Origin of the sequence: Acinetobacter sp. YH12070, assembly GCF_013419625.1 — a bacterium.
GTDB lineage: Bacteria > Pseudomonadota > Gammaproteobacteria > Pseudomonadales > Moraxellaceae > Acinetobacter > Acinetobacter amyesii.
Genome location: NZ_VOZT01000002.1, coordinates 33,123 through 59,738, shown reverse-complemented (window position 1 = coordinate 59,738; position 26,616 = coordinate 33,123). Strand labels below are relative to the sequence as shown.

General features: G+C 44.6%; 25 protein-coding genes. 21 read left to right on the top strand and 4 right to left on the bottom strand.

Annotation, left to right across the window (positions count from 1 at the left end; translation table 11 throughout):
• Positions 1 to 59: 59 nt before the first annotated feature.
• The 4 genes from FTU17_RS01055 to FTU17_RS01040 form a co-directional block, all read right to left on the bottom strand.
• Positions 60 to 857 (bottom strand): hydroxypyruvate isomerase family protein, encoded by a 798-nt coding sequence (locus FTU17_RS01055; RefSeq protein ID WP_180009001.1) that lies wholly within the window; start codon positions 855 to 857, stop codon positions 60 to 62.
• Between the two features lie 42 nt (positions 858 to 899).
• A complete protein-coding gene (locus tag FTU17_RS01050) occupies positions 900 to 1,769 on the bottom strand; it encodes an NAD(P)-dependent oxidoreductase (RefSeq protein WP_180009003.1) in 870 nt (289 codons plus the stop codon).
• A 32-nt stretch (positions 1,770 to 1,801) separates the two neighbouring features.
• The gene (locus FTU17_RS01045) at positions 1,802 to 2,590 is read right to left on the bottom strand and encodes a crotonase/enoyl-CoA hydratase family protein (RefSeq protein ID WP_180009005.1); all 789 of its coding nucleotides are present in this window, start codon (positions 2,588 to 2,590) and stop codon (positions 1,802 to 1,804) included.
• Between the two features lie 111 nt (positions 2,591 to 2,701).
• Entirely contained in the window at positions 2,702 to 5,509 is a 2,808-nt protein-coding gene (locus tag FTU17_RS01040; protein ID WP_180134510.1) for an ATP-binding protein, read from the bottom strand.
• 153 nt (positions 5,510 to 5,662) lie between these two features.
• On the opposite strand from FTU17_RS01040, the gene cysM reads away from it, so the two are divergent.
• The 21 genes from cysM (at position 5,663) to FTU17_RS00935 (ending at position 26,615) form a co-directional block, all read left to right on the top strand.
• Positions 5,663 to 6,583, top strand: a complete 921-nt coding sequence (cysM, locus tag FTU17_RS01035) for a cysteine synthase CysM (protein ID WP_180055878.1) — start codon at positions 5,663 to 5,665, stop codon at positions 6,581 to 6,583.
• A gap of 32 nt (positions 6,584 to 6,615) precedes the next feature.
• Positions 6,616 to 7,434 carry a 3'-5' exonuclease gene (locus FTU17_RS01030; protein WP_078191277.1) on the top strand — a complete coding sequence of 273 codons (819 nt, stop codon included), beginning with the start codon at positions 6,616 to 6,618 and terminating at the stop codon, positions 7,432 to 7,434.
• Between the two features lie 6 nt (positions 7,435 to 7,440).
• Positions 7,441 to 8,829 (top strand): 23S rRNA (uracil(1939)-C(5))-methyltransferase RlmD, encoded by a 1,389-nt coding sequence (gene rlmD / locus FTU17_RS01025; RefSeq protein ID WP_180134509.1) that lies wholly within the window; start codon positions 7,441 to 7,443, stop codon positions 8,827 to 8,829.
• A 33-nt stretch (positions 8,830 to 8,862) separates the two neighbouring features.
• The gene (locus FTU17_RS01020; RefSeq protein WP_180134508.1) at positions 8,863 to 11,169 is read left to right on the top strand and encodes a bifunctional (p)ppGpp synthetase/guanosine-3',5'-bis(diphosphate) 3'-pyrophosphohydrolase; all 2,307 of its coding nucleotides are present in this window, start codon (positions 8,863 to 8,865) and stop codon (positions 11,167 to 11,169) included.
• A gap of 166 nt (positions 11,170 to 11,335) precedes the next feature.
• Positions 11,336 to 11,719, top strand: coding sequence for a transposase (locus FTU17_RS01015; RefSeq protein ID WP_180134507.1), 384 nt, complete (start codon positions 11,336 to 11,338; stop codon positions 11,717 to 11,719).
• The gene (gene tnpB, locus FTU17_RS01010) at positions 11,716 to 12,051 is read left to right on the top strand and encodes an IS66 family insertion sequence element accessory protein TnpB (protein WP_004691519.1); all 336 of its coding nucleotides are present in this window, start codon (positions 11,716 to 11,718) and stop codon (positions 12,049 to 12,051) included. The genes FTU17_RS01015 and tnpB overlap by 4 nt, the downstream gene beginning before the upstream one ends.
• Positions 12,052 to 12,125: 74 nt before the next feature.
• Complete coding sequence (locus FTU17_RS01005) at positions 12,126 to 13,772, top strand: IS66 family transposase (protein WP_180134506.1); 1,647 nt, start codon at positions 12,126 to 12,128, stop codon at positions 13,770 to 13,772.
• Between the two features lie 152 nt (positions 13,773 to 13,924).
• Positions 13,925 to 14,548, top strand: a complete 624-nt coding sequence (locus FTU17_RS01000; protein ID WP_180134505.1) for a beta-ketoacyl synthase chain length factor — start codon at positions 13,925 to 13,927, stop codon at positions 14,546 to 14,548.
• Complete coding sequence (locus FTU17_RS00995) at positions 14,542 to 15,354, top strand: 1-acyl-sn-glycerol-3-phosphate acyltransferase (protein ID WP_180134504.1); 813 nt, start codon at positions 14,542 to 14,544, stop codon at positions 15,352 to 15,354. Before FTU17_RS01000 ends, FTU17_RS00995 begins: the two co-directional genes overlap by 7 nt.
• Positions 15,338 to 15,598: a phosphopantetheine-binding protein gene (locus tag FTU17_RS00990; RefSeq protein WP_180134503.1), complete on the top strand. Its 261-nt coding sequence runs from the start codon at positions 15,338 to 15,340 to the stop codon at positions 15,596 to 15,598. Before FTU17_RS00995 ends, FTU17_RS00990 begins: the two co-directional genes overlap by 17 nt.
• 9 nt (positions 15,599 to 15,607) lie before the next feature.
• Complete coding sequence (locus FTU17_RS00985) at positions 15,608 to 15,856, top strand: acyl carrier protein (RefSeq protein WP_111885456.1); 249 nt, start codon at positions 15,608 to 15,610, stop codon at positions 15,854 to 15,856.
• Complete coding sequence (locus FTU17_RS00980; protein ID WP_180134502.1) at positions 15,853 to 16,407, top strand: septation protein IspZ; 555 nt, start codon at positions 15,853 to 15,855, stop codon at positions 16,405 to 16,407. Before FTU17_RS00985 ends, FTU17_RS00980 begins: the two co-directional genes overlap by 4 nt.
• A gap of 54 nt (positions 16,408 to 16,461) precedes the next feature.
• Positions 16,462 to 18,129 carry an AMP-binding protein gene (locus FTU17_RS00975; protein ID WP_180134501.1) on the top strand — a complete coding sequence of 556 codons (1,668 nt, stop codon included), beginning with the start codon at positions 16,462 to 16,464 and terminating at the stop codon, positions 18,127 to 18,129.
• Positions 18,130 to 18,144: 15 nt separating this feature from the next.
• Positions 18,145 to 18,879: a glycosyltransferase family 2 protein gene (locus FTU17_RS00970; protein ID WP_111885459.1), complete on the top strand. Its 735-nt coding sequence runs from the start codon at positions 18,145 to 18,147 to the stop codon at positions 18,877 to 18,879.
• Between the two features lie 68 nt (positions 18,880 to 18,947).
• Positions 18,948 to 19,826 carry an acyltransferase gene (locus FTU17_RS00965; RefSeq protein ID WP_180134543.1) on the top strand — a complete coding sequence of 293 codons (879 nt, stop codon included), beginning with the start codon at positions 18,948 to 18,950 and terminating at the stop codon, positions 19,824 to 19,826.
• Positions 19,827 to 19,831: 5 nt separating this feature from the next.
• Complete coding sequence (gene hutH / locus FTU17_RS00960) at positions 19,832 to 21,355, top strand: aromatic amino acid ammonia-lyase (RefSeq protein WP_180134500.1); 1,524 nt, start codon at positions 19,832 to 19,834, stop codon at positions 21,353 to 21,355.
• Between the two features lie 15 nt (positions 21,356 to 21,370).
• On the top strand, positions 21,371 to 21,790 hold the full coding sequence (locus FTU17_RS00955) for a thioesterase family protein (RefSeq protein ID WP_180134499.1): 420 nt from the start codon (positions 21,371 to 21,373) through the stop codon (positions 21,788 to 21,790).
• Between the two features lie 70 nt (positions 21,791 to 21,860).
• The gene (locus FTU17_RS00950) at positions 21,861 to 22,439 is read left to right on the top strand and encodes an outer membrane lipoprotein carrier protein LolA (RefSeq protein WP_257227352.1); all 579 of its coding nucleotides are present in this window, start codon (positions 21,861 to 21,863) and stop codon (positions 22,437 to 22,439) included.
• On the top strand, positions 22,414 to 24,738 hold the full coding sequence (locus FTU17_RS00945; protein WP_180134497.1) for an MMPL family transporter: 2,325 nt from the start codon (positions 22,414 to 22,416) through the stop codon (positions 24,736 to 24,738). The genes FTU17_RS00950 and FTU17_RS00945 overlap by 26 nt, the downstream gene beginning before the upstream one ends.
• Positions 24,739 to 24,757: 19 nt before the next feature.
• Positions 24,758 to 26,056 (top strand): NAD(P)/FAD-dependent oxidoreductase, encoded by a 1,299-nt coding sequence (locus FTU17_RS00940; protein ID WP_111885825.1) that lies wholly within the window; start codon positions 24,758 to 24,760, stop codon positions 26,054 to 26,056.
• Entirely contained in the window at positions 26,046 to 26,615 is a 570-nt protein-coding gene (locus FTU17_RS00935) for a DUF3261 domain-containing protein (RefSeq protein WP_111885824.1), read from the top strand. Before FTU17_RS00940 ends, FTU17_RS00935 begins: the two co-directional genes overlap by 11 nt.
• Position 26,616: the final 1 nt, after the last annotated feature.

Sequence of the window (26,616 nt, the reverse complement as noted above, 5' to 3'; positions counted from 1 at the left end):
CCTGACAATTTTACATGGTCTAATATAGCGGTTTTGTTGCTGAATTTCAAATCAACACGTCATTGGCCATTGGCTAAATGAGGGAAGTATTTGTCTTTCCACGCAAAAGAATGTGATGAGTTGCTTCGTGGTCGGTATTCAGCCGCGATGTAGCCTGTATATTGGCTTTGATCTAACCATTTAAAAATCTCTGCAAATGGAATCTGCGCTGAGTCAGGTTCATGTCGCCCCGGACAGTCAGCAAACTGTATGTGACCGATATCCTGAATATTTTCTGCCAAAGTACTGAGAATATCTTCACCCATCATCGCCATGTGGTAGCAGTCATATTGCATCTTCAAAGCAGAGTGTTGTACAGCTTCAAGCATTTCCTGAGCTTGGGCAATATTTTGGACCAAAAAGCGCGGCATATCAGTGCCATTAATCATTTCAAATACCGGTTGAATATGATGTTCAGACAACATGTGGCACGCCAGTTTGAGGTTGCTCGACAAGGTATTTAAACATGGGAGCAAGTCAGCATCTTGTGGCTGTTTGCCGGCTAAAATATTGACACTCGGTACATTTAACGCAGTGGCATAGCGAATGCATTGTTCTAAGGCCTGATGAAATTGATTTTCACGCCCCGGAACTCCCGCAAGACCATCACCACCTTGCATCAAATCACCCGCAGGGACATTGATTAAACACAGGCTTAAATCATTGATGGTGAGTTGGGTTTGGATCTGCTCAATACTCAGCTCATACGGAAACTGAATTTCTACATGCTTAAAACCGTGTTCACGAGCCAACGCAAAACGCTCTAACAATGGCACTTCGGTAAAAATCATGGATAAATTAACCGCGAGCTGAGTCATGTATATCGTCCTTGAAGCAATTTACTTCTAAAGTGAAAGTCGTTAGTTATGTTCGACATGTTGAATGATGGTGGCTAAATCTTTTTCTGCAAAACCATTGTCCTGATGGGCTTTGAGTTGCGATAAAGCAAGGCTGGCAACAGGGATGCTTAATTCAAACTGGGCAGCCAGTTGGACTGCATTATTCAGGTCTTTAGATAAAGTTTGAACTTTCCATTGCACGGGCTCGAACTGATGCGTTGCCATACGTGGAGTTAAAATCTGAAAAGGCTTTGAGTCTGCAAATCCACCAGCAAGTGCTGGTGCTAATAACGTGGTGTCTACACCTGATTTCTCGGCTAATGCGACGGCTTCTGCGATTAACGTGCTATTGGCAGCGACGATCAGCTGATTACAAATTTTGGTGGCTTGACCTGTACCTGAGTCGCCCATGCGGGTAACACGTTGTGATAAAACATTGTAGATCAGACTCAAATCTTGAATCGTTTGAGCATCACCACCGGCAAAGATGACCAAAGTGCCTTGCTCAGCGCCTGCTGTGCCCCCCGAAACAGGAGAGTCAATCCAAGTGACTTGTTTCAACGTTGCAGCATGAGCCAATTGATGAGTTTGATTCACAGATAGACTCGAGAAGTCGACAATAATTTGTCCTGCCGCTAAATGATTTTCGATGCTTGCATATACCGCAGCAACAGCAGCATCATCTGCGAGACAAGATAAAACCACAGGATAATGGGCAATCTTCTCCAATTGAAGCGCTGTCGCGCCAATCGCAATCAACTCATCACACGCAGCAGCAGTTCTGTTCCACACCGCAACTTCAAATCCTGCCTGAATGAGGCGCGTGGCCATGCGGCTACCCATCAGCCCCATACCTAAAAATGCAATTTTTGTATTACGATCAAACGCCATGTGCTGTACTCAATCTATCCTGTGTGACTATTTTACTTATATTGGCGTGGTAAAAACTGAACCTCAGGGTTCTTGTCTTTTTTACGTGCCAATTGGCTGTTTTTGCCGAGCAGTAATTTTAATTGCCAGATTTTTTCTAAGCGTAAAGATCGTTTTGGACTATGTTCCATGGCATCTAAGACTTGTTTTGCTGCTGCCAAAGCATCTGGAGAACGTTGTGATAATTCTTCGGCTAACTGCTGCGCCTGAAGCAAAGGTTGTTCATTTAAATGTGTCACCAATCCAATTTCCTTGGCATATTCTGCGTCAAAAATACGTGCTGTTAAGGTTAATTCTTTGGCTAAATCCAGTCCAATCACACCTTTGAGTGAGCGCGTTAAGCCCATATCAGGGACTAAGCCCCAACGACTTTCCATAATCGACATTTGCGTTTTCGGGTGGGCAATACGGATATCGGCAGCCAAGGCAAGTTGCATGCCTGCACCAAAGCAAAAGCCTTCAAGTGCGGCAATCACCGGCACAGGAAGCTGTTGCCAAATCAGGAAGGCTTTTTGAAATAAACTTTGACCGGGCTTTAACAGTTCCCACGCGGCATAGGCACGATTTTTTGGATCATTTAGGTCAGCCAAATCAATGCCAGCACTAAATACATTGGCTTCACCGGTTAAAATGACACAGCGTAAGCTACGATCTTTTTTTAATTTTTCAGCGGTGCTGACCAATTCTTTGAGCAATGCAAAGCTCATTGCATTACGTTTTTCTGGACGGTTTAAGTAAACCGTTGCAATGCCATTATTTTTTTCTACACGTAATAAAGCCATGGTAATTACTCTTGTTGTTTCTGCGCCCGAGCATAGCATGCACCCTGATAGGATACATGACAGTGCAGTCACAACAGAAGCTGGACGGCACTGACTTTAGTCGGACTGTGCTTAATTATTTTGTTTGGCTAAGATTTGTTGAGCTGCGTGTTCAACTTGAGCCATGACATTTTTTAACTCATCAAAACGGTTCAGGGTTTCTTGGACAAAAGCGTCATCTGCTTTACGGCGTTCCTTACGTAAGGTCGATACAAACTGCTCAAAATGACCTGAAACCTCTTGGAGGGTCGGAGCGCCCACATAGCGGGTTGCGCCATAAAGCCGATGTAGCACATGCTCTAATTGTGGAAAATCTTCATCTTCGATGAGCTGTGCCATTTCATGGGTTTCTTGCTCAAAGCTATCGACGAGCATTTTCAGTAAATCGACCGCAAGGTCTTCTTTATTCGCGGCCAACTGCAAGCTTTGCTGCCAATCTAAAATACTTGGCTCTAGGGCTTCAATCACCGAACTGCGCTCTAAAACCGGCACTTTCTTAAAGTTATCGGTAGTCCATTGAGTCAAGATTTGAATAATTTGATCCATTTGAATGGGCTTGGTGACATAGTCATCCATACCACTTTGCAGAAGCTTTTGTTTTTCATCAGAGAGCGCATGTGCCGTCAAAGCGATGATAGGAAGGCGCTTATGATTTTCAAAGGTTGACTCAAGTGAACGAATAGCGCGCGTGGTATCGACACCTGACATCACAGGCATTTGAATATCCATAAAGATGAGGTCAAAAGCTGCCAAACCTTGCTCTTGGCGAGCCTGAATGATTTCTATGGCTTCTTGTCCACTCAAAGCCTTGGTGGTTTTCACATTTAACTCAGAGAGCAGGGCTTCAAGTACAATCAGGTTCGGTAAATGATCGTCGACAGCCAAAATGTGCAGACCTTGACCATTAAATTCTTCATGTTGCTCTTGATCAAACCACGGCTCATTACTCAACAACTGAATCAGCGCTGTACGGCTGAGGGGTTGATGCAATGGGCGAGCACGGTACTCGTTCAACATGTTTGGATCGAGCATCATTTGGTAGCCATAAACCGCTAAGTTACCGCTATAACGATGACGAATTTCTTTGAGTAAAGCTTCGGAGTCACCACTATGATCGACGATCAACCAGGTATTTTCGTTGGTTTGCAACTGATTGAGTCGGCTAAATAAATCAAGGATCGACTGCGTTTCAATATGTTCAACATCATAATTTTCTAAATAATGACGCAGGACATTGGCAGTTGCTGGATGCGCCAAATAAGAAACAACTTGTAGATTGCTAAATTGTGGATGCACAATTTCAATTTCTTCATCGACCACAAAGCGCGCAGTAAACCAGAAGGTTGAGCCTTTTTCTGTTGGGGCACGTTCTTGGTTATCTTCAAAACCAATTTGTCCATGCATCAGGCTGACCAATTGTTTGGAAATGGCAAGACCTAAACCTGTACCGCCAAATTGGCGGGTCACAGATGCATCACCTTGTGAGAATGATTCAAACAGTTTTTTGCGGTCGGTACCGCTTAAGCCAATTCCACTGTCTTGGACACTAAAGTGCAGCAGGCATTGACCGATGTCATCATGCTCCATACGGACACGGACAATAATTTCACCATCTGGAGTGAACTTAATCGCATTTGAAATTAAGTTGGTCAAAATTTGCTTGAAGCGCAGGGCATCACCAACCACAAATTTCGGCACATTGTCCGCATAGTAGAAGGTCATATCAATATGCTTTTGCGCTGCCAATGGCGACAACATATCCATCACATCAAAGACGGCTTCTTCTAAGTCGAATTGTGCAGTTTCGAGTTCTAGTTTGCCGGCATCAATTTTGGAGAAATCAAGCACGTCATTAATTAAAGCCAATAAATGCGCTGAAGATTTACGAATCGTTTGTAGATATAAATTTTGCTCATTACTGAGGTTGCCTTGGCGCAGTAAAAGATGAATAAAGCCATCAATACTGTTAAGTGGCGTGCGCAGTTCATGGGAAATATTGGCTAAGAACACCGACTTCGACTGATTGGCATGGATCGCTTGGTCACGAGCTTGACGATAGGTGATGTTTTGCACTTCCAAAGTATCGAGGGTGCGTCTTAAGTCATCTTCAGTTTGTTCGGTATGTTCACGTAACTCTAAGAAACTGAAATGCAAGCGTTTAACCACATTGGCAATATCACGCTGTAATAAACGGAGCTCGCCAGTACTGTTAATGATCATGTGCTGATCTAGAGTATCGGCATTTAAACGTTGTAACTGCATACGAATTTCGTACATTGGTGCAATCCAACGACGTGAATAGAAATTCAAACAAAGCAAAAGTAATAAGAGCGTCAATAAACCTGTTGCAATCAACACGATTAACACGCGATAGCGGGCAATTTGCAGCGGTTGATTATCCAGTTCAATGCTTAACCATGCCGGCGTCTGGGTTGAATCTGAAATTTTCAGGGCATAAACATGGTTACCCTGATGTGCAATTGGTCCAATAAAAGATGCCTTACTGTCAAAAGCAGGCCAAATAGCTTGATCTTGAAAGCCAATGCTCAGGCGGTTATTGCCTTTGAAATCTATAATCGCAGCACGAATCAAATGTTTTTCGTTCAACATGCTTTGCATGGCATTACGAGCTTGATCAAACTGCCACGGATAATGGTTGAGCAACTCTATAGCCGATTCTGATGTCGGTTGATAGCGCGTCAGAATCGCAACAGCCATTTGTCTTTGTTGTGCTTTGGCTGCATTGGAGGTTTCTGTTATTACCAACATCGCACCGACACAGGCCAAAATGGTGATCGGCACAAAAATAAGTGCAATCAACTGACCATAGGCATGATTTAAGTGTAGGCGTTTAAAAAGCTTTTTGTTGATATTTGACATGGTTTAAGCAGTTTATTCCTTATGCCCCGAATATTAGCATGGATTATTTAAAACTGATTGCGCTTTAATCACTTTCGCGAAAAAGCGAGGCAAATGGGTGCAGGCAAAGGCATTTTTTCATACAATAGGCGCACCTCGATATAGGTGTGAATAATGAGTAATACAACCCCTGATTTTCAAGCAGACGATTTTTTATTAGACCATTACGTCGGCAACACGCCGTTAGTGCGTTTACAGCGTCTGGCAAGTCATACTCAAGCAACAGTATTAGCCAAGTTAGAAGGCAATAACCCAGCGGGTTCGGTCAAAGATCGCCCTGCATATAACATGATTATGCAAGCGGAAAAGCGTGGTCAGATTAAACTGGGTGATACGTTGATTGAAGCGACGAGCGGAAATACGGGGATTGCTTTAGCCATGGTTGCAGCAATGCGTGGCTATAAAATGACTTTGATCATGCCCGCAAGTTCTAGCCAAGAGCGTAAAGATGCCATGCGTGCCTACGGTGCTGAACTGATCGAATCAGAAAACATGGAAGAAGCACGTGATCTTGCCCTTCAAATGGAAAAAGACGGCAAAGGTTTAGTCCTAAACCAGTTTGGTAACCCAGACAATGTGGAAGCACATTACCTTACTACTGGGCCTGAAATTTGGAAACAAACAGGTGGTAAAATTACACATTTCGTCAGCTCAATGGGAACCACCGGGACCATTATGGGGATTTCAAAATATTTAAAAGAACAAAATCCGGATATTCAAATTGTTGGTTTACAACCGTCTGAAGGTTCAAACATTGCCGGTATTCGCCGTTGGCCACAAGAATATCTTCCTACGATTTTTGACCCTTCACGTGTTGATCGCATTATGGATATTCCGCAAATTGAAGCGGAAAAAACAGCTCGTCGTTTAGCACGTACAGAAGGTATCAGTGCAGGTACCTCATCGGGTGGTGCGGTATGGGCTTCAGTTAAATTGGCTGAAGAAAATCCGGATGCCGTGATTGTTTGCATCGTATGTGACCGTGGTGACCGATACTTGTCTACTGGTCTATTCTCTGTTGTTGATCCTGAATAATTACAGTGGCCGATCGGCACTGGTGAGTACTTATGCGTTTACCTGTTTTAATTTTTGATATCGAAACACTGACAGATTTGAAGTCAGGTGCGCATTTGTATGGACTGGATCTGCCTGAGGTGGATTTAGATGCTGCGCTGACTAAACTGCGTCGCCAAGAGGCGGGCACGGATTTTCAGCGTTTGGCCTTGCATGAAATTGTCTGTATCTCTGGACTATGGATTGATGAAAAGGGCATGAAGTTGTTTTCATTTAGTCGTGAAGACAATAGCGAAGCTGAAATTTTAAAAAAATTCGTTTCTATTTTTGAAAAGCGTCATCCGACCTTGGTTAGTTGGAACGGTTCGCAGTTTGATTTGCCTGTAATTTTGTTCCGTGCCATGTATCACGGACTATCTGCACCAAGTTTGTTCGATCAGGGCGAGATTGATACGCAAAAGCGCTATAATAACTACCAGAATCGTTATCATCATCGTCATGTAGATTTGATGGATGTCATGGCCATGTTCCATGGTCGTCATTTTCAAAAGCTCGACGATGCAGCACATTTACTTGGTTTCCCTGGTAAACGTGGTGATGGTGGCTACCATGTGCCTGAATATGTACGTGAACAACAGTGGACTGAACTGACCAGCTACTGTGAAGGCGATGTGCTCAATACATGGTTGATTTATTTACGCTGGCTGTTGCTGAAAGGGCAGTTATTGTTGAATGATCATCAGCACCTGATTCAAAGTACGATTCAATATTTACAAACTCAGCCGCAACACGCTGACTTTTTATCGGTATGGCAGCAAACCTCGCAGCGTACCGAATTCACTCAATCTGATTTCCCATCTTCCACACATTAGGTACGCATGAAACACAAAGCCAAACCCCAAAAAGCCCAACAACCCATTTATACATTTCAGGTTGAATCGCTTTCACATGAGGGGCGAGGCATAGCGCACTTTGGGACGCATCCAGATCATCCTGCAGAAAAACACGGTAAGAAAGTCTTTATCCGTTATGCCTTGCCGGGTGAAACAGTGCGTGCGCGTATTACCAATGTCGTTAAGCGTCTTGAAGAAGCAGACAGTCTGGAATTGCTGAGTGAAGAGTCGTCTCTACGGGTAAAACCTGCCTGTCCACATTATGGGGTCTGTGGTGGTTGTAGCATGCAACATATCCATCCCGACGAGCAAATTCGTTTAAAACAAGACGTTTTACAATCACATTTGCAACATTTTGCAGGGATACAACCTGATCAATGGTTAGCTCCTTTGCGTTCATTGCGTGAAGACTACCGTCGCAAAGCACGTATTGGTGTGCGCTACCTACCTGCAAAAGATAAGCTCGTGGTTGGCTTTCGTGAGAGCCAGTCAAATAAGCTGACTTCGATTGACCGTTGTATGGTGTTGGATCGTGAGTTTGGCTCAATCACCACACTCAAACAATTGTTACAAAGTTTGCAAGGTAAAGCAGATATTGGGCATATGGAACTGGCCATGGGAGATCAAGAAATTGCTCTCCTGATTCGTCATACGGCGGAACTTTGCGCGGAAGATGTCAACCAATTAGTAAAATTTGCGTTACATAAAGAGTGGCAACTGTACTTACAACCTGAAGGGCCAGACAGCTTACATCGCGTGGATCATCCCGATGCACCGATGCGTCTGCACTATGGTCTAAGTGACTTTGGTGTGGAATTTGGCTTTAATCCTCATGACTTCACGCAAGTGAATTCCACGATTAATCCGCAAATGGTGAAACTGGCATGTGAATTGCTTCAGTTACAACAGGGTGAGCGAGTTCTAGATCTGTTTTGTGGCTTAGGAAACTTTTCTTTACCACTTGCTCAATGTGTGGGTTCAACGGGTCAAGTCGTTGCAGTTGAAGGGAGTGAAGAAATGGTTCAGCGTGGTGCAGAAAATGCACAAAACAATGGCCTTTCGCAACTGAAATTTTATTCACAAGATTTAACAAAAGATTTTTCGCATCATTCTTGGGCAAAACAAGGATTTGATGCATTATTGATAGACCCACCACGTTCTGGTGCAGAAGAAATAATGCGTTATGTGCCCAAATTTGGTGCAAAAAGAATCGTTTATGTGTCATGTAATCCTGCAACACTAGCACGCGATGCTGGAATGCTGGTACAACAAGGCTACCGTTTGAAAAAAGCGGGTGTCATGGACATGTTTACCCATACAGGGCATGTCGAATCGATTGCTTTGTTCGAAAAAGAAAATCAGATAAACGATTAAAAGTTATGAAGCGTAGAAAACTAGGAGTAGGGTATGGTCACAGTACGTGAACAATTACCTGGACGTCTCAATGAGCTGTCTCAGGAAACGACTGTAGAACATGCCGAGCAAGCACAGCATGATTTGGCTGAATGGCTAGAGCGTGTGAGTGGCATGTTTGACGGGGCTCCTCTAAAGCAACTCGAAGAAGTTGCACATCTGACCTTACAGAATGAACTTGAAACAACGGTCAACCATCGCTCGAATACCTTCTATACGGGTATTGAAATGGCGGATATTCTTGCTCATCTGTATGCGGATGAAGATACGTTATCAGCAGCCATGCTGTATCGAAGTGTTCGTGAAGGCGTAACCAGTTTAGAAGAAGTCCAAAGCAAATTTGGCGATCAAGTGTATGCTTTGGTGAAAGGCACGCTTGCCATGGGTAAGTTGTCTGACCTGATTGAGCAAAATAAACGTCTAGAAGATCATTTTAATAATAACCAACGTGAACATTTGACCGGCATTTATAAAATGCTGATTTCGGTGACCGAAGATGTACGTGTTGTATTAATCAAACTTTCTGAACGTACCTATGCATTACGTGAGTTGGCGCACTCAACCAAAGAGCGTCAAGAGCGTGTCGCACGAGAAATTTTAACCATTTACTCGCCGCTTGCGCACCGTTTAGGGATTGCACAGCTTAAGTGGGAGCTAGAAGATCTTGCTTTCCGTTATCTAGCACCTGAACGCTATAAAGAAATTGCATCCTTACTAAATGAAAAACGTTTAGAGCGTGAACAATATATTCAGTTCGTGACAGAAAAGTTACGTAAAGAACTATTAGATCATGGCATTGAGGCCGAGATTAATGGTCGGGTGAAACACATTTATTCGATTTATCGAAAAATGAAGAGTAAGAACCTGAGCTTTGATCAGCTTTATGACATTCGAGCGGTTCGTGTTCTGGTGGATAATGTACCTGAGTGTTATCACACACTGGGGATCGTTCATCAGATTTGGCGTCATATTCCGCATCAGTTCGATGATTATATTACCAACCCGAAAGCCAATGGTTATCGCTCACTGCATACGGCCGTGATTGCAGAGAACAAATCTTTAGAAGTGCAAATTCGTACGCACAATATGCACGAAGAAGCTGAACTCGGGGTGTGTTCGCACTTTAACTATAAAGAAGGCTCTAAAACCACAGATTATTCATTTAATCATCGCTTACATTCTTTGCGTGCAGTGCTTGAACATTATCAAGAACGAAATGATGCTAGCGCCCATAAAGAAGATGAAGATTCTGAAAACTTCGAACAAATCCAAGAGTTTGAAGATTTTGAGAAAATCTATGTGTTTAGTCGTGATGGTGATATCAAAGAATTACCACGTGGTTCGACTGTGCTCGACTTTGCCTATCATGTGCATACTGAAGTGGGTAACAAGTGCTATGCAGCACGGGTGAACCAACGTTATGTGCCTCTAACCTATACCCTAAAAACTGGGGAGCAGGTCGAGATTTTAACCAAAAAAGATCGTGAACCGAACCGAGATTGGTTGGTGAACTCGCTGGGTTATATCAAGACGGCTCGTGCACGTGACAAGTTGCGTCATTGGTTCCGTCAGCAAGACCGTAGTAAAAACTTGGAAGTGGGACGTGAGATTCTGAATAAAGAATTGTCACGTTTGGCGATTCACCCGAAAAGTATCGATTTGAATGATTACTGCAATCATTTTAATGTGAAATTGGGTGAAGATATCTTGATTGGCTTGGTGAGTGGTGACATTAGCCTGCATGCCTTAATCAATCAGGTTAACCGTCATATGCACCTCGATCAGGATGAGCCTGAACTGGTGTTAAAACCGACATTGAACCCTCGTGCAAGTCATACGCTTTCGGCGCATGGTATTTTGATTGATGGTCTGGACAATGTAGAACTACACATTGCTCAGTGTTGTCAGCCTGTGCATGGTGAATCGATTGCCGGTTATATCACCCTGAATCGTGGCGTGAGTATCCATAAGGTCGCATGTCCGGATTATATCCGTATGATTGGACAAGAGCCTGAACGTGCGGTTGAAGCGGATTGGGAAATGCAGCCAACCCGTGGTCAAAGTGTGCAAATCGTGGTGGAAGCTTATGACCGTCGTGGTTTGCTTAAAGATTTGACTCAAGTGATTTTCTCAGACCAAATCAACATTCGTCAGGTGAATACGATTTCCGAAAGTGATGGTATTGCCAATATGAAGTTATTGATTGAAGTGAAGGGATTGGCGCAGTTGTCGAAACTGTTGGCACGTCTAGAGCAACAACCGGGCATTATCAGCGCACGTCGCTTGGTACAAGGTAGCTAAAAATAAAATTGTATAAAAAACCCGCTGCGTGCGGGTTTTTTATATTTTGGCTTTTATATTATTTCATGGGGAAATATAACGTAAGCGTCCGCTGAACACACCTTATGAATTCATCCTATAAGCCTTAATTTAGTCCCCACTTAAAAACAAGTGGGGACTAAAATTTATGACTACAAATCACCAGACATCCATCGCATCTCTTACGATAAAACGAAGAACATACAGTGCTGAATTTAAACAGCAGATCGTTCAGGCTTGTAAAGCACCGGACGTTTCAATTGCTTCGGTCGCTTTGCAACATGGATTGAATACAAATCTTGTATCCAAATGGATTCGCTTAATTGATGGTAAGCCAGGGAATGATCGCTCACCACTACCGAATAAACCTGCATTTATTGCCTTATCTTGCTCTGCACCATTAGATCCTACTCCTACTGACATGTTAACGGTTCAAATTACTTTACCCCACTCAAAAGCAGAAATTGGCTTGAAATGGCAAGTATCAGAAATATCTGCTTTAGCAGAATTACTCAAGGCACTTGCAACATGATCCGCATTGATGAAATCTGGCTTTCTACCCAACCTCTGGATATGCGAGCAGGGATGGATACTATCATGGCTCAGGTGGTGAGAGCCTTTGGCTACATTAAACCGCATTGTGCTTACCTGTTCTGTAATAAACGTGGCCATCGCATGAAAGTGCTGGTACATGATGGACTGGGCATCTGGCTGTGTGCCCGGCGGCTGGAACAGGGAAAATTCCACTGGGCGCAGGTTCACCAGGGTGAAAGCATGGCGATCAGTCCGGAACAGTTACAGGCACTGATCCAGGGTTTACCTTGGCAGCGCATTGGACGGCAGCAGGTGGTGACGATGCTCTAAACTAGGCTGGTCCATTCTGCTATTCTCCAAACGTTCTATTTCCTCTGCGTCATGACCTCAGGCATACTGCGGTCATGAAAATGCTGCCTGATTTAAGCCAACTGACCCATGAACAACTGCTGGAATTTACCCGGCAGTTGGCGATGCAGCATCAGTCTCTGGCACAATCAAATCAAGAATTAGAAAAATCAAACCAACAATTAGATACCAAAGTTCAGCATCTTGAAGTATCCAATCAGCAATTAGATGCTCAAGTTCAACATCTTTCTATTCTCAATCAAAAATACGAGCATGAACTCGCACTATTTAAACAGCACAAATTCGGCAGTAAAAACGAACATCTCACTGCAAAACAAATCCATCTCTGGGATGAAGCGGTCGAAGAAGATATTGCAGCCGTTGATCTGGAACTGGAACGGCTGAATGCAGATAAAACCGATGCAGCGACACAGAAAGCCAAAGCAAATAAACCTAAACGTCGACTGCTGCCCGATCATCTACACACCATCCGTATTGAGCATGAACCAACATCAACCCAATGTGCTTGTGGCTGCACCTTGCGTCGTATCGGCGAAGATATCAGTGAAAAACTGCATTTCAGACCGGCACAGTTCTATAAGGAACAGCATGTGCGTGGCAAATGGGTCTGTGATCAGTGTGACACCCTGACTCAGCAAGCGATGCCCGCCTATGTGATTGATAAAGGCATTGCTTCACCTGAATTGCTCAGCCATGTGTTGGTATCGAAGTATGCCGATCATTTGCCGCTGTACCGTCAGCGCCTGATCTATCAGCGGGCTGGCATTGATCTGTCCAGATCCACTTTATCTGACTGGATTGGTCGCTGCGGTGTGGAACTGGAACCTCTGGCCAATGCCTTAAAACAGGTGGTGTTGCAACAGCGGGTAATCCATGCCGATGAAACGCCGGTCACCATCATGCGGATGGGTGAGAATGAGAAAAAACCGAAGAAAGGTTATGTCTGGGCCTATGCCACCACACAGTACAATCCAGTTCAAGCGGTGATCTATGACTTTCAGGATAGCCGTTCAGGTCAGCATGCAGAAGAGTTCCTGAATGGCTGGCAGGGCCATCTGGTCTGTGATGATTACAGTGGTTATAAAGCACGCTTTAAATCAGGCGATGTCATTGAGGTGGGCTGCATGGCGCATGCACGTCGTAAATTCCATGAGCTACATGTGACTGGGAAAAGTCAGATCGCTGAACAGGCATTACTGATGATTCAGAAACTGTATGCGATAGAAGCAGAACTCAGGAAAAAGACCGATAGTACAGCAGAACACCGCCGCGAATACCGACAACAGCACAGCCAACCGGTGATGCAACAACTGTATGAATGGCTCAACCAACATTATCTGATGGTGCCATCGAGTTCTCCAACCGCCAAGGCCATCAAATACACTCTGAAGCGTTGGCCAGCCTTAAGCCGCTATCTGGATGATGGCAATCTACCCATTGACAATAACTGGGCAGAGAACTCAATGCGTCCCTGGGCATTGGGCCGTAAGAACTGGTTGTTTGCAGGTTCGCTGCGCAGCGGCCAGCGAGCGGCGAATATCATGACTTTAATCCAGTCAGCAAAGCTGAATGGCTTGGATCCGTATGCCTATTTAAGTGATGTGCTGAAAAGGCTGCCGACGCATAAAGCGACCCAAATAGAAGAATTACTGCCACATCGCTGGAAATCCAACTCAAATTAAAAAATAGGCATGGGGTTCAGCGGACGCTTACAATATAACTAAATCTATGATATTTCAAACGGTCAACATATATTCTGTAAAAAAAAAATCGTCAATGCTATAATCCGCGCCATTCTGAAATATATGTTTTAAAGGCTAAGGAAATACAGCGCATGGTGCTTATGAATATATCTCGGCTGGTGATGAGCCGGGCCGATGAGGTATTTCCTGCCTTAGAGCAAATTCCTGCAATGCAGCGTCGCCGTTTGTCATTGGTGGCGAAGCTGGCTTTAAACTCGGCTATGCAGGTTTTGGCGAACCAGCGCGTTGACTATATTGTATGGGTTTCGCAGTATGGTGATGAAACCAAGACCCTGAAAATTTTAGAAGATGTGCTGCATGAGCAAACACCATCGCCGACGCAGTTTTCAACTTCTGTACATAACGCTGTATCCGGTCTGTATTCGATCTTATGCAAAGATGCTACTCCTTCAACCAGTTTAGCTGGTTCTTGGAATGATGCATTGATTGAAGCCTATGCTTGGCTCAAGACGATGCCCGAAGCCAGCCGCGCGTTGGTGGTGTATTATGATGAAGCATTACCTGAGCTGTATGCTGAACATCAGCCCTTTACTGCTTTTGCCATGAGCGCAGTGGTTTCACTGCAACCTGAAAATTTAAAGCTGGATCTTTCCCACCATTCGTATAAACAGACGTATTTTCAGCAGGCATTGCAATTTTATCATTTCTGGCAAGATGACAGTCTATTTGAAAGCGCTGCGTGGACAAAATGCTGAACTTAAAAAATATCAAGAAAAAAGCCAATTATGTCTGGCGTGTCGGTGCGACAGGCTTTAGTTTTGCCAGCTTTGGAGCAGGTGGAGCAGCGATAGGTGGCCTTGTTGCGCCTTTGGTGAAACTCAGTACCCAAGATGAAGCCTTACGCATACAGCGCACGCAAAAAGTCATTAAGCACAGCTTTAAAGGCTTTACTGAAATGATGGTTAAGCTGGGCATTATGACCTATGAAGTTGAAGGGCTGGAAAAACTGCAGCACAGTCAGCAGGAGTTGGTGATTGCCAATCATCCGACACTGATTGACGTTGTGGTTTTAATTGGTTTAATGGAACAGGCAAATTGCGTGGTTAAACAGGCGCTGTGGTCTAACCCATTTACCAAAGGTCCTGTGCAGAGTGCAGGCTATATTCTAAATGCAGGTTCAGAACAATTTATTCAGGATTGCGTGAACAAACTGCAGCAGGATAAAGCGGCATCGTTACTGATTTTCCCAGAAGGGACACGGACTGAAAAAGATACACTGTTGAATGACTTTCAGCGCGGCGCTGCCAATATTGCCTTGCGCGCAGGTGTACCAATTCGGCCAGTACTGATTACATGTACACCTTCGACCCTGACCAAAAATGAAAAGTGGTATCACATCCCAGAACAGCCTTTTCATATTCACGTGAAAGTTTTGGATGCGATCCAAGTGGAAGACGTATTGGATGATGTTAGTGTCAATCCAAAAAATGTACGTCAATTAAATCAACAATTACAGCGGTTTTTTAACCAAGAGTTATCTTTAAATGAACAATCTTGCTGATGAATTGAAGCAAATGATTATTGATGTGCTTGCCCTAGAAGACATCACCATTGCAGACATTGAAACAGAATCGCCTTTATTTGGCGACGGTTTGGGTTTGGATTCAATTGATGCATTGGAGCTGGGCTTGGCATTGAAAAAGCGTTACGGCATTCATTTAAATGCAGAGTCTGCAGAAACCAAAGAACACTTTAAATCAATTCAAAGCTTAGTGGCTTTAGTTGAAGCTCAGAAAACAACATAAGAGGTTGCTATGCTTGCACAAGAAACCGTTTTAGAAAAATTGCGCGAATGGATGGACGAATTGTTTGAAATCGCGCCTGAAGATGTACAGCTTGAGTCCAATCTGGCAACAGATTTGGATGTAGACAGTATTGATGCGATTGATTTGGTCGTAAAGATTAAAGAATTAACCGGTAAGCAAGTAAATCCGGAAGATTTTAAAAATGTCCGCACCGTACAGGACGTTGTAGCCGTCATTCAGAATATGTCAGCTGAATGAATGCAGTTTTTAAAGGGATAGCAGTAATCGGATTGATTCTCTATCCTTTTTTTGTCGGCTATGGTTTGGCAAAAGGCCACTATGCATGGGTGAGTGTGCTGCTGATTGCACTGGGCATGATGCGCATGTTCAGCAAGGGCAATGCTTTGCTGTGGCCTTTGACCGGCTTTGCTATACTCTGCGGTGGGCTAAGCTTGATACTTAAAGATCATGCGTGGCTAAAACTGTACCCAGTCTGCATGAATGTGGGTGCTTTGATTATTTTCAGTATGACCTTAATCAAACCGCCATCCATGATTGAGCGCTTTGCGCGGTTAGCTGAGCCAGAATTACCGCCAGAAGGCGTGCATTGGACACGTCAAGTCACCAAAGTGTGGTGCGGATTTTTTGCTATCAATGCGCTGATTGCATTATGGACGGTGTATTTTGTGTCAATGAAGATTTGGGTGCTGTATAACGGTTTTATTTCCTATGTGTTGATGGGTATTTTATTGCTCGGAGAGTACTTGCTGCGCAAACGCCAGCAGCGATTGCATCAGGCGCAAAAATAGCGTCATTTTCATTTTTTTAATTTAGAAAATAATCACGGTTTAGAAATAACATTTATGTCTTGTCATTTTCAGCACCATCTGCATTCATCCCGAACTTTATGTATTCAGTCTGATCTACGTGAAATTTCATTTCAGGATTTTTGGCAGGATGTTGCGCTGCAGGCAATTCAGATCCGCATGTCATCTGAACCTGTTTGGGCGCTGTGGGAACAAGACAGCTATGAGTTTTTGGTGCTGCTATTTGCTGCTTTGCAGGCAAAAAAACAGGTATTGCTGCCGCCCAACCGTGTCAGTGACTTAGAAAAAGAATTGGCTGCCGAGCAGATCTATTTTTTAAAACGCAGTGAAATCTCAGATAAAAAACATCAAGAAACTTTTGAATTTGATGACGCCTTTTTAAATCAGGCGCAGGTGTATTTTTATACCTCAGGCTCTACGGGCCAACCGAAAAAAATTCCTCGTACCTTACAGCAGCTGTTTAATGAAGTTTGCGGCCTAGATGCCAGCTTTGCTTTGCCCGAACAGGCCGTCGCAATTGCAACAGTCAGCCATCAGCATATCTATGGCTTATTGTTTAAACTGCTGTGGCCTTTAGCGAGTGGGCGCAGCTTTTATCAAAAGCAATTGGCCTTTCCAGAAGATGTAGCAGATATTCAAAAGAAAATCGCGCATTTACTGCTGCCAAACTATGTGATTTCCAGCCCAGCCTTGCTTAAACGCTGGACCAAGGATGTACTGCTGCAAGACTGTATTATGGTGTATTCCTCTGGCGGCAAGCTGGATGCGGGTGTCCGCCCATATTTGAACAGTCCCATTACAGAAGTGTTTGGCAGTTCTGAAACAGGCGGAATTGCGCATCGTCAGCAGGATGATGCCTTATGGACTCCTTTTGCCAATGTTGATATTCAGGCTCAGGAACAGCAAGAATTGGCAGTCAAAACCAATCATGCATTTAGTACAGACTGGATTTTGACGGGTGATAAAGTCGAACTGACAGAAACGGCGAACTCTAAGGGCCCATTTCGATTGCTGGGCCGTTTAGACCGAATTGTGAAACTGGAAGAAAAGCGTTTAAGCCTCGATGCCATTGAACTGAAAATTTCAGATTTAGAGGCTGTACAGCAATGTCATGTATTAGTTTATGAAAAAGAGCACCGTCAAATTTTAGCCGCGGTGGCTGTGCTGACGGATGAAGCGCGTCAGCATCTGCAGGAAATGGGCAAAGCGGCATTCGTAGCGCATTTAAAAAAACAGTTAAGTGAAAAGCTGGAGAGTATTGCCATTCCGCGGCAATGGCGTTTCTTGTCTCTGATGCCGCAAAATGCGCAATCAAAACTCAATAAGCAGTATTTAAAGTCTTTGTTTCAGCTGATGCAGCTGCCTGTAGTTTTGACACAGCAGATACACGATGAGCAGCTTAATTTAGCGCTGGAATTCAGTCCTGAGTTAGAATGTTTTAAAGGACATTTTCCGAATTTTCCAATTTATCCAGGCGTTGGTCAAATTGGCTTCATTCAGCATTTTGCAAAGCAGCATTGGGCAGATTTGCAATGGTGCAATGGTTTTGAGCAGTTAAAATTTCAGGACTTGATTCGTCCTTATCAATGTGTGGATTTATCCTTAGTGCGAAAGGCGCACAAAGTCAGTTTTGAACTGAAACAACACGATAAAACATTGGCTTCTGGGCGGCTGCTGTTTGCTGTTTCAGCGGCAGAAGAATAAGCCGAGGGTATAAGAATGCAGCATTGCTTTGTAATTCCAGTTTATAACCATCCGCATTATTTGGCGGCCTTAACTGAACATCTAAACGTTTTTCAGTTGCCTATTATTATGGTGAATGATGGCAGTGATGCTGAATGTACAGCGGTGCTGCGGTCATTGGCTGCAGATAACCCTTTACTGGATTTGGTTGAGCATGAAGTTAATCAAGGCAAGGGCGGGGCGGTTATGACGGGGCTGCAGCATGCATATAAGCAGGGCTATAGTCACGCCTTGCAATTAGACTCGGATGGTCAGCACGATTGGAATGATATTCAGCGCTTTTTAGATGCCTCGACGCAGCATCCAGAAGCGATGGTGATTGGTCAGCCTGTATTTGATGCGACTGTCCCGAAAAAACGCTTATATGGACGTTATGCAACACATATTTGGGTCTGGATTAACAGCCTATCTTTTGAAATAAAAGACAGTATGTGCGGTTTTCGAGTTTATCCGCTGGCGCAGACAGTAAACGTACTGAATAGCGCTAAATTTCAGCCGCGCATGGGCTTTGACTCAGAAATTTTGGTGCGCTTGAAATGGGAAAATGTACATTTTGTGAATGTGCCTACGCGGGTCATCTATCCTGAAGATGGTATTTCGCATTTTAATGTTTGGCGAGATAATTTAGGAATGGCTCGCGCGCATAGCCGCTTATTGGGCGGCATGCTGCTGCGCTTACCCAAATTGCTGTATTACAAAGTGAAAGGCTAAGCGTGTCAGAGCAAAAAAAGACAGAAAAAAGCACTCCCAAATGGAGCAGCATCAAAGAGCGTGGCGGCATGTTGCCACTGATGCTGATGCTCGGCTTTTACCGATTGGGTGGACGCTGGCTGTGCAGATTGGTGCTGTATTTTGTGATTATGTGGTATTGGCTGTTTTCAAACACAGCACGCCAAGCTTCTTTACTGTATTTAAAAAAGCTGCATCATTTTGCAGGCAGTCAATCGCCTTTTGCGTCTGAGCCGCATATGGGGCAGACCTATACGCATTTAATGCAGTTTGGCGAATGCATTTTAGATAAAATTGAAGGCTGGCTGGGCAATGTGGCTGAGCAGGAACTGCAATTACATGGGCATGAACATTTCCGTGCGCATTACCAAAAAGGCGCAGTGATTGTTGTTTCACATTTTGGCAATATTGAGCTGCTGCGTGCGGTGAAGTCTGAACATGCACAAAAAATTAATGTGCTGGTCTATCAAAAGCACGCGACAAAATTTAATGAATTTTTAAAGAAGCTGAATGAGCATGCAGATGTGAATTTGGTTTCGGTAGATGAGCTGGGTATAGAAACCGCATTGATTTTGCAAGATAAGCTGGATCAAGGCGAATGGGTGATTGTGGCTGCCGACCGTGTGCCTGTGCAGTCTGGCCGTGTCCAGCCTGTTGAGTTTTTAGGGGAACAGGCGCTGTGGCCGCAAGGCGCGTGGATTTTGGCAAGTTTATTGAAAGCGCCCGTTTTGGCGGTGTTTTGCTATCGGGTGCAAGCGCATTTTGAAGTGCATATTCATAAAGTGGCAGATCAGCTGAACTGGCCGCGTAAAGAGCGCATGCAAGCCATGCAGCAGACCACTCGGCAATATGTGCAGCTGCTGGAACAGCATTGCATGCGTGCGCCGTATCAATGGTTTAATTTTTATAATTTTTGGAATAAAGGATAAGTCTTGTGTTAACGATTGGGGAATTCGCTCTCAGCATTGAAGATATTGTGGCTGTTGCGCGTAAAGAACATCAAGTAGCACTGCCTGCTTCAGATGAGTGGAATGCATTGATTCAGCGCGGCGCAGATTTTCTCGATCAGTTATTGCAGGATGAAGGCGTTATTTATGGCGTAACCACAGGCTATGGCGATTCTTGCCTTGTGGAAATTCCACCGCATCAAGTAAATGAACTGCCTTTGCATTTGTCACGCTTTCATGGCTGCGGTATGGGCCAAAATTTGGATTTAATCACCGCGCGTGCAGTGGTCGCAGTGCGTTTATGTTCGCTGGCACGCGGCTATTCAGGTGTATCGCACGCCTTGCTGCAGCGTTTGGCGTGGATGCTGAATGAAGATGTGATTCCCGTCATTCCATCGGAAGGTTCTGTCGGCGCTAGCGGTGATTTAACCCCATTGTCTTATATTGCGGGTGCGCTGGTAGGCGAGCGTGATGTGTATTATCAAGACAAGATTGTACCCATTGCAGAGGTCTATGCCGAAAAAGGCATGCAGCCTTTAGTGATGCGCCCTAAAGAAGGTTTGGCCTTGATGAATGGTACAGCGGTGATGACTGCCATTGCGTGCCTGAACTATAAAAAAGCAGAACAGATTGCCTTGGCTAGCACCATGGTAACGGCATTGAATGTCTTGGCGCTGGAAGGAAATCCAAGCCATTTTGATGAAGTACTGTTTGCGCAAAAACCACATCCAGGCCAGCAGCAGATTGCTGCGCAACTGCGTGTTTGGCTGAACAGCCAAGTGCAGACAGAGCACCAAAGTTCACGTCTGCAGGACCGTTACTCACTGCGCTGTGCACCGCATATTATTGGCGTATTTGAAGACTCAAAAGTGTGGCTGCGCCAGTTTATTGAAAATGAATTAAATTCCAGCAATGACAATCCATTGATTGATCCTGTGAATTTGCGTGTACTGCATGGCGGACATTTCTATGGCGGTCATATTGCGCAGGCCATGGACAGTTTAAAAATCATGATTGCCAATATTGCAGACTTGATGGACCGCCAGCTCGCGCAATTGGTCGATTACAAAATGAATAACGGCCTGCCGCGCAACTTGACGGGTTCAAGCCCAGAACGCATGCCGTTGAATCATGGATTTAAAGCCGTGCAAATTGGGGTGTCGGCATGGACAGCAGAAGCACTGAAACAGACTTTGTCAGCATCAATTTTTTCTCGTTCAACTGAATGTCATAATCAAGATAAAGTCAGTATGGGAACCATTGCAGCGCGTGATGCGAGTCGTGTGATTGCGCTGACTGAACAGGTAATGGCGGCATTGAGCTGTGCTGCTGTGCAGGCGGTTCAATTGAAAGGTTTAGATACAGAACTCAGTCCAGTATTAACAGCATTTCAACAGTGGGTGCTTCAAAGCTTCAACTATGTGGAGGAAGATCGCCCTTTACAAAACGAGCTGCAGGCGCTGGTCAACCGTTTTGAAAATTTAGAACTTTTGAACAGCATTGCTGTATAAGCCAAGGATAAAGCGATGCATGCAGATGTGATTATTGATGTGCCTTTTCATGATGTGGACACAATGAATGTGGTTTGGCATGGGCATTATTTAAAATATTTTGAAATTGCCCGCTGTAAGCTGCTGGATCAGTTTCATTATAACTATACGCAAATGCGTGATTCAGGCTATGTATGGCCTGTAATTGAAAGCCATGTGCGCTACGTGCAGGGCATCGAATTTGAACAAAAAATCCGTGTACGCGCAATTTTAAAAGAATGGGAAAACCGTCTGAAAATTGAGTATCAGATTTTTGATGCAATTTCGGGCAGACGCCTCACTAAAGGTTATACCACGCAAGTGGCAGTGAAGATTGCAACACGTGAAATGTGTTACCAGTCGCCTCAAATTTTATTGGACTGTTTAAATGTATGGTCTGAATTTAAAGCGGAGTAGTAGGATGAATATTCGATCTCCTATTTTAAAAGCAGTATTGCCGCTGTGTTTGATTACAGCTTCTGCTCTGATGACATCTGCAGGTCATGCGCAGAATACCAAATTGAAGCAGGTCTTTTCGCAATTGGCGGCAACGCCAGTGGTACGCGCCAATTTTGAACAGCAGAAAAAATTGGCTTCGCTGAATAAAACCTATGTTTCGAAAGGCGAAGTGCTGTTCAGTAAAAATCAGGGCGTGCTTTGGCAAATTCAAAGTCCTGTGAAAGCAGATCTAATCGTGACGCCGCGTAAGCTGGTGCAAAAAACGCAGCGCACTTCAAGCCAAATTGCAGTTGATAAAACGCCTTATGGTTCTGTTGCGACTATGTTTTTACAGCTGATGTCTGGTAATGAAACTGCACTGGCGAAAAACTTTAATGTGGTTTCAGCCAATTATACTCCTGCACAGTGGAATGTGGTGCTGACACCAAAGAGCAGTTTATTTAAAAAACTGTTTGTCCGTGTTGATGCTCAAGGTCAGCGTTATGTGAACCGCATTGTGATTCAGGAACAGGCCAATAACAGCACGGTCATCCGATTTAGTCAGCAAAGCGCTCAACCTCAAACTTTAACGGCTGCGGAAAATGCGCTTTTCCAATTGGCAAAATAAATTTACAGCCATTTGGCTGGTCATACTCTGTGTCATTGCGGTCGTTTTAGCTGCGGCATGGCTGAACAATGGCATTAAAATTCAGACCAATATTTTTGCCTTGCTGCCAGAAACACATCAAGATGCGAATCTGGAGCGTGCGCAAAACTATGTCAGCAATCAGCTGAATGACAAAGTCTTTGTAGTGCTGGATGCTCAAAATGATCAGCAGCTGGATCAAGCCACAAAACTACTGAAAACGCAGGCCAATCAAAGCCAACTATTTCAGCCTATGCGTCCTCAGCTGGACTATGACAAATTTGCCAAACTGCTGTATCAGCACAAGGCAGGGCTATTAACCCAGAGCGATCGTGAACTGCTGCAGCACAAAGATTATGCCACCTTAGCAGAGCAAGGCTTATTGCAATTGATGAGTCCGGGTATGCCGGTCACGGCGGAAATGCTGCAAAGTGATCCGCTGTTGCTGTTTCCACGTTATGCGATGGGGCTTAGCGCGTTACAGAACAATTCAGATATTAGCCTAGAACAAGGCTTTGCCACCAAGCGCGATGAACAGGGCATTTCCAGATTGGTGGTGCTGCAGCTTAAGAACAGTCCTTACAGCATTGCCTATCAAGAACAGACCGATGCTTTTATTCAGCAGATGAATCAGCATCTGCGCCAATTGCAGGTTAAACCGCATTGGACAGGAACACTGCTGTTTGCGCAATTTGGCACAAACTCTGCGAAAGAAGAAATTTCGACGATTGGTGTCGGTTCAACCCTAGGCATTCTGCTTTTGGTGTGGTTTGGCTTCCGTTCTATCCGCCCCATGCTGACAGAAATGGTCGCTGTGGGAACGGGCAGCTTGGTTGCATTTGCCGTTACATATAGTATTTTTGGCGAAATTCATTTAATGACTTTGGTCTTTGGCGCCAGTTTGATTGGTGTCTGTGTGGATTTTTCATTTTACTTTATGGCCATGCAGTCTCAGCACCGTCAAATTGATGGTTTTGCCGTCTTAAAGCCATTATTGCCGAGCTTATTTGTGGGTCTGATGACCACGCTGCTGGCTTATGTGGTGCTGAGCTTTACGCCATTTCCGGGCTTTAAGCAGATCGCAGTGTTCTCTATGGTTGGCCTAAGCGCGGCATGGGTGACCAGTATTTTACTGCTGCCGCGCTTGCCTGCTTTAAATGCCGAACCTGCAATTCGTATGCTGAGTTTTATTGGTCATGCGCGCAACTATATTCAAGCACGTAATCGCTTACGCTATGTTTTGATGGCGCTGATTGTTGCAGTGACTGGCAGCAGCTTACTGTTCTTAAAAAGCAATGATGACATCCGTAACTTGCAAAGTATGGATCAACGCTTAAAACAGGAAGATCAGTATGTGCGCGAACGCTTTATGCAGCAGCAGGGCAGTGATTATTTTGTGGTGCAGGGCAAAACACCTGCAGAATTAGAGCGCAATGAACAGCATTTACTGGATCAGCTGTCTAAATTGCAGCAGGCTGGAAAATTAGATGCTGTACAGGCGCTGGGTCAGTGGGTGCTGCCTCTAGTGCAGCAAAAGCAGAATGTAGCTATGCTTCAGGCCATTCCTGAGCAGGCATTGCGTGATTATGCACAGGCGCTGCAGCTGAATGAGTCTGAGGTTTTGAATTGGCAAGTCAATTTGAAGCATCAGCCGCTGCTGAGTGATGCTGTGTTTCAAGATCATCCGCTGCATTTTTTACAGATGAATTCTACCCAGCGTTTAGTCATGCTGCAAAATGTGTATGATGTGGTAGCTTTGCAAAAATTAAGCAATCACAATGTGCAGCTGCTGCGGCCAGTCAATCAGCTGTCTGAGCTATTTCAGCAGCATCGTATACAAGCGCAGTGGCTGCTGCTGAGTGCTTTGGCAATTTTAGCCATTGGCTTAGGGCTGCTATATGGGAAAAAATCCATCTTGCCGCTGGTGCTGCCCGTGACCATGGCGCTGATGACGACCTTTGCCATACAAGCTTGGTTAGGCGTAGAAATTAATCTGTTCAGCATTATGGGCACCTTCCTGATTATCGGCATTGGCGTGGACTATGCGATTTTCTATCGTCATGGACACGACCATCCGCAAGTGGTTGGCATGGCGCTGTTTCTATGCATGATGTCGACTTTCTTTGGGTTTGGACTTCTGTCCTTTAGCCATACCTATGCCATTCACAGCTTTGGCTTGACGGTGCTGCTCGGGGTCATTTTTTCATTTATTTATGCAACATTGTTTACATCTTCCGATGCAGAGCATGTTGTGGTTCAGCAATATCAGCCAAAGAGCTGAGTAATAAGGTAATAGTGCAATGAGCACACTACAGCACACAGATGTCTTAATTATTGGCGCAGGGCCTTCGGGCAGTTCGGCAGCAGCCTTACTGCGTCAAAAAGGCTATCAAGTGACGGTGATCGAAAAACAATATTTTCCGCGCTTTTCAATTGGGGAATCTCTACTGCCGCAGTCTATGGTATTTCTAGAAGAAGCTGGCCTGCTGGAGACGGTGCGTGAGCATGTCGAAGAATATGCATTTCAATTTAAAAACGGCGCAGCTTTCCTAAAAGGCCCGCAGCGCAGTTTCTATGATTTTACCCAAAAATTCAGTGAAGGCCCGGGCACTACTTGGCAAGTGCGCCGTGCCAATTTTGACCATTTGCTGGCGCAGCAGGCAGGCAAAATGGGTGCAGACATCCGCTTTGGTCATGAAGTGACCGCTGTAGATGTAGAAAGCGCGCATCCCATTTTGACGGTGAAAGATGAACAAGGTCAGCCTTATCAAATTCAAGGCAAGTTCTTGTTGGATGCCAGCGGCTTTGGCCGAATTTTGCCTAAATTTTTAGATTTAGAAAGCCCGTCAGATTTCCCAGTTCGCCGCGCCGTATTTACGCATATTGAAGACGGTATTTTGGATGATCCAGAATTTGACCGTGAAAAAATCTTGATTGCGGTACATGAAAAAGATCACCGCGCATGGTATTGGCTGATTCCTTTTGCCGATGGACGTTCATCGTTTGGTGTGGTTGCAGAGCAAGACTTTTTTGAAAAATATGGTTATGACGGTAGTCCCGATTATGATTTAGAGGCATTGCAAAAACGCATTTTGGCGGATGATGTGAGTTTATCTAAGGTGTTGCGCAAAGCGAAGCATGATACGCCAGTCCGTACATTGGTTGGCTATTCTGCCAATGTTAAACAGCTGGCTTCACATAATTATGCATTGCTCGGCAACGCGGGCGAGTTTTTAGATCCTGTGTTCTCTTCAGGGGTGACTATTGCGCTGAAATCTTCTAGCTTGGCCATTCCTTTGGTTGATCAAGTATTGCAAGGTCAGTCTGTGGACTGGATGGTGCAGTATGAAAAACCATTACGCAAAGGTATTCAAGTGTTCCGCGCTTATGTGGAATCTTGGTATACAGGCGAATTTCAAGATGTGGTATTTTCAACGAAGCAAGATGAAAAAATCCGCCGCATGATTGCCTCACTTTTGGCAGGCTATGCGTGGGATGAAACAAACCCGATTCACCGTAATGCCAAGCAGCGTTTGAGTACATTGGCAGAATATTGCCGCGAAGCGCACATGCGGGAAACCATGACAGATGGCACTTAATGTAAATGCTAAAATCACTGCTTTAGTTTTGGCTGGCGCTGTCTTGTGCAGCGGCTGTCAAAGCTTGGCGCCTAAAATTCTGCCAAAGGCGCAAGGTTTGTCTGCGCCACAATGGACCGCGCAAAGCTATCAGCGCCAAGATCAGATTGAAGTGCAATGGAAAGAACATGGCTTCAGTTTTTTGCTGTATCAGCAGCAAAGCGGTCAGCAGCTGGACATGCTGGCGCTGAGCCTGACTGGGCAGCAGCTGTTTAAACTTAGTTTTGATGGGCAGCAGGTTCGTGTGGAACAGCGTATAGATGCCATGAAATACTTGCCCTTTGACTATGTGGTGAGGGATATTCTGTACGCAACCTATCCACAGTTTATGGCTTTACATGCAGGGCAAACGGCTGTGAGGCAAAAAGACGGTGTGGTCTATATCAATCAGCAGCCCGTGTTAAACATTCAGCCGCTAGAGGGAGCGGTTGAACTGAATAACCTGCAAGTACCGTATCAAATGGTAATTAGCGCAGTGAGCAATACTTTGGAAGATGATCGAGGCGAGAGTGACCAATAAC

Coding starts and splice junctions, on each gene's coding strand:
- FTU17_RS00980 (WP_180134502.1), top strand. CDS start 15,853: ATGAATGCAGTTTTTAAAGGGATAGCAGTAATCGGATTGATTCTCTAT.
- FTU17_RS00940 (WP_111885825.1), top strand. CDS start 24,758: ATGAGCACACTACAGCACACAGATGTCTTAATTATTGGCGCAGGGCCT.
- FTU17_RS01030 (WP_078191277.1), top strand. CDS start 6,616: ATGCGTTTACCTGTTTTAATTTTTGATATCGAAACACTGACAGATTTG.
- FTU17_RS01005 (WP_180134506.1), top strand. CDS start 12,126: ATGAAAATGCTGCCTGATTTAAGCCAACTGACCCATGAACAACTGCTG.
- FTU17_RS01055 (WP_180009001.1), bottom strand. CDS start 857: ATGACTCAGCTCGCGGTTAATTTATCCATGATTTTTACCGAAGTGCCA.
- cysM (WP_180055878.1), top strand. CDS start 5,663: ATGAGTAATACAACCCCTGATTTTCAAGCAGACGATTTTTTATTAGAC.
- FTU17_RS01000 (WP_180134505.1), top strand. CDS start 13,925: ATGGTGCTTATGAATATATCTCGGCTGGTGATGAGCCGGGCCGATGAG.
- FTU17_RS01015 (WP_180134507.1), top strand. CDS start 11,336: ATGACTACAAATCACCAGACATCCATCGCATCTCTTACGATAAAACGA.
- FTU17_RS00990 (WP_180134503.1), top strand. CDS start 15,338: ATGAACAATCTTGCTGATGAATTGAAGCAAATGATTATTGATGTGCTT.
- FTU17_RS00970 (WP_111885459.1), top strand. CDS start 18,145: ATGCAGCATTGCTTTGTAATTCCAGTTTATAACCATCCGCATTATTTG.
- FTU17_RS00965 (WP_180134543.1), top strand. CDS start 18,948: ATGTTGCCACTGATGCTGATGCTCGGCTTTTACCGATTGGGTGGACGC.
- FTU17_RS01050 (WP_180009003.1), bottom strand. CDS start 1,769: ATGGCGTTTGATCGTAATACAAAAATTGCATTTTTAGGTATGGGGCTG.
- FTU17_RS00975 (WP_180134501.1), top strand. CDS start 16,462: ATGTCTTGTCATTTTCAGCACCATCTGCATTCATCCCGAACTTTATGT.
- FTU17_RS00955 (WP_180134499.1), top strand. CDS start 21,371: ATGCATGCAGATGTGATTATTGATGTGCCTTTTCATGATGTGGACACA.
- tnpB (WP_004691519.1), top strand. CDS start 11,716: ATGATCCGCATTGATGAAATCTGGCTTTCTACCCAACCTCTGGATATG.
- FTU17_RS01020 (WP_180134508.1), top strand. CDS start 8,863: ATGGTCACAGTACGTGAACAATTACCTGGACGTCTCAATGAGCTGTCT.
- FTU17_RS00935 (WP_111885824.1), top strand. CDS start 26,046: ATGGCACTTAATGTAAATGCTAAAATCACTGCTTTAGTTTTGGCTGGC.
- FTU17_RS01040 (WP_180134510.1), bottom strand. CDS start 5,509: ATGTCAAATATCAACAAAAAGCTTTTTAAACGCCTACACTTAAATCAT.
- FTU17_RS00950 (WP_257227352.1), top strand. CDS start 21,861: ATGACATCTGCAGGTCATGCGCAGAATACCAAATTGAAGCAGGTCTTT.
- rlmD (WP_180134509.1), top strand. CDS start 7,441: ATGAAACACAAAGCCAAACCCCAAAAAGCCCAACAACCCATTTATACA.
- FTU17_RS00985 (WP_111885456.1), top strand. CDS start 15,608: ATGCTTGCACAAGAAACCGTTTTAGAAAAATTGCGCGAATGGATGGAC.
- FTU17_RS01045 (WP_180009005.1), bottom strand. CDS start 2,590: ATGGCTTTATTACGTGTAGAAAAAAATAATGGCATTGCAACGGTTTAC.
- FTU17_RS00995 (WP_180134504.1), top strand. CDS start 14,542: ATGCTGAACTTAAAAAATATCAAGAAAAAAGCCAATTATGTCTGGCGT.
- FTU17_RS00945 (WP_180134497.1), top strand. CDS start 22,414: ATGCGCTTTTCCAATTGGCAAAATAAATTTACAGCCATTTGGCTGGTC.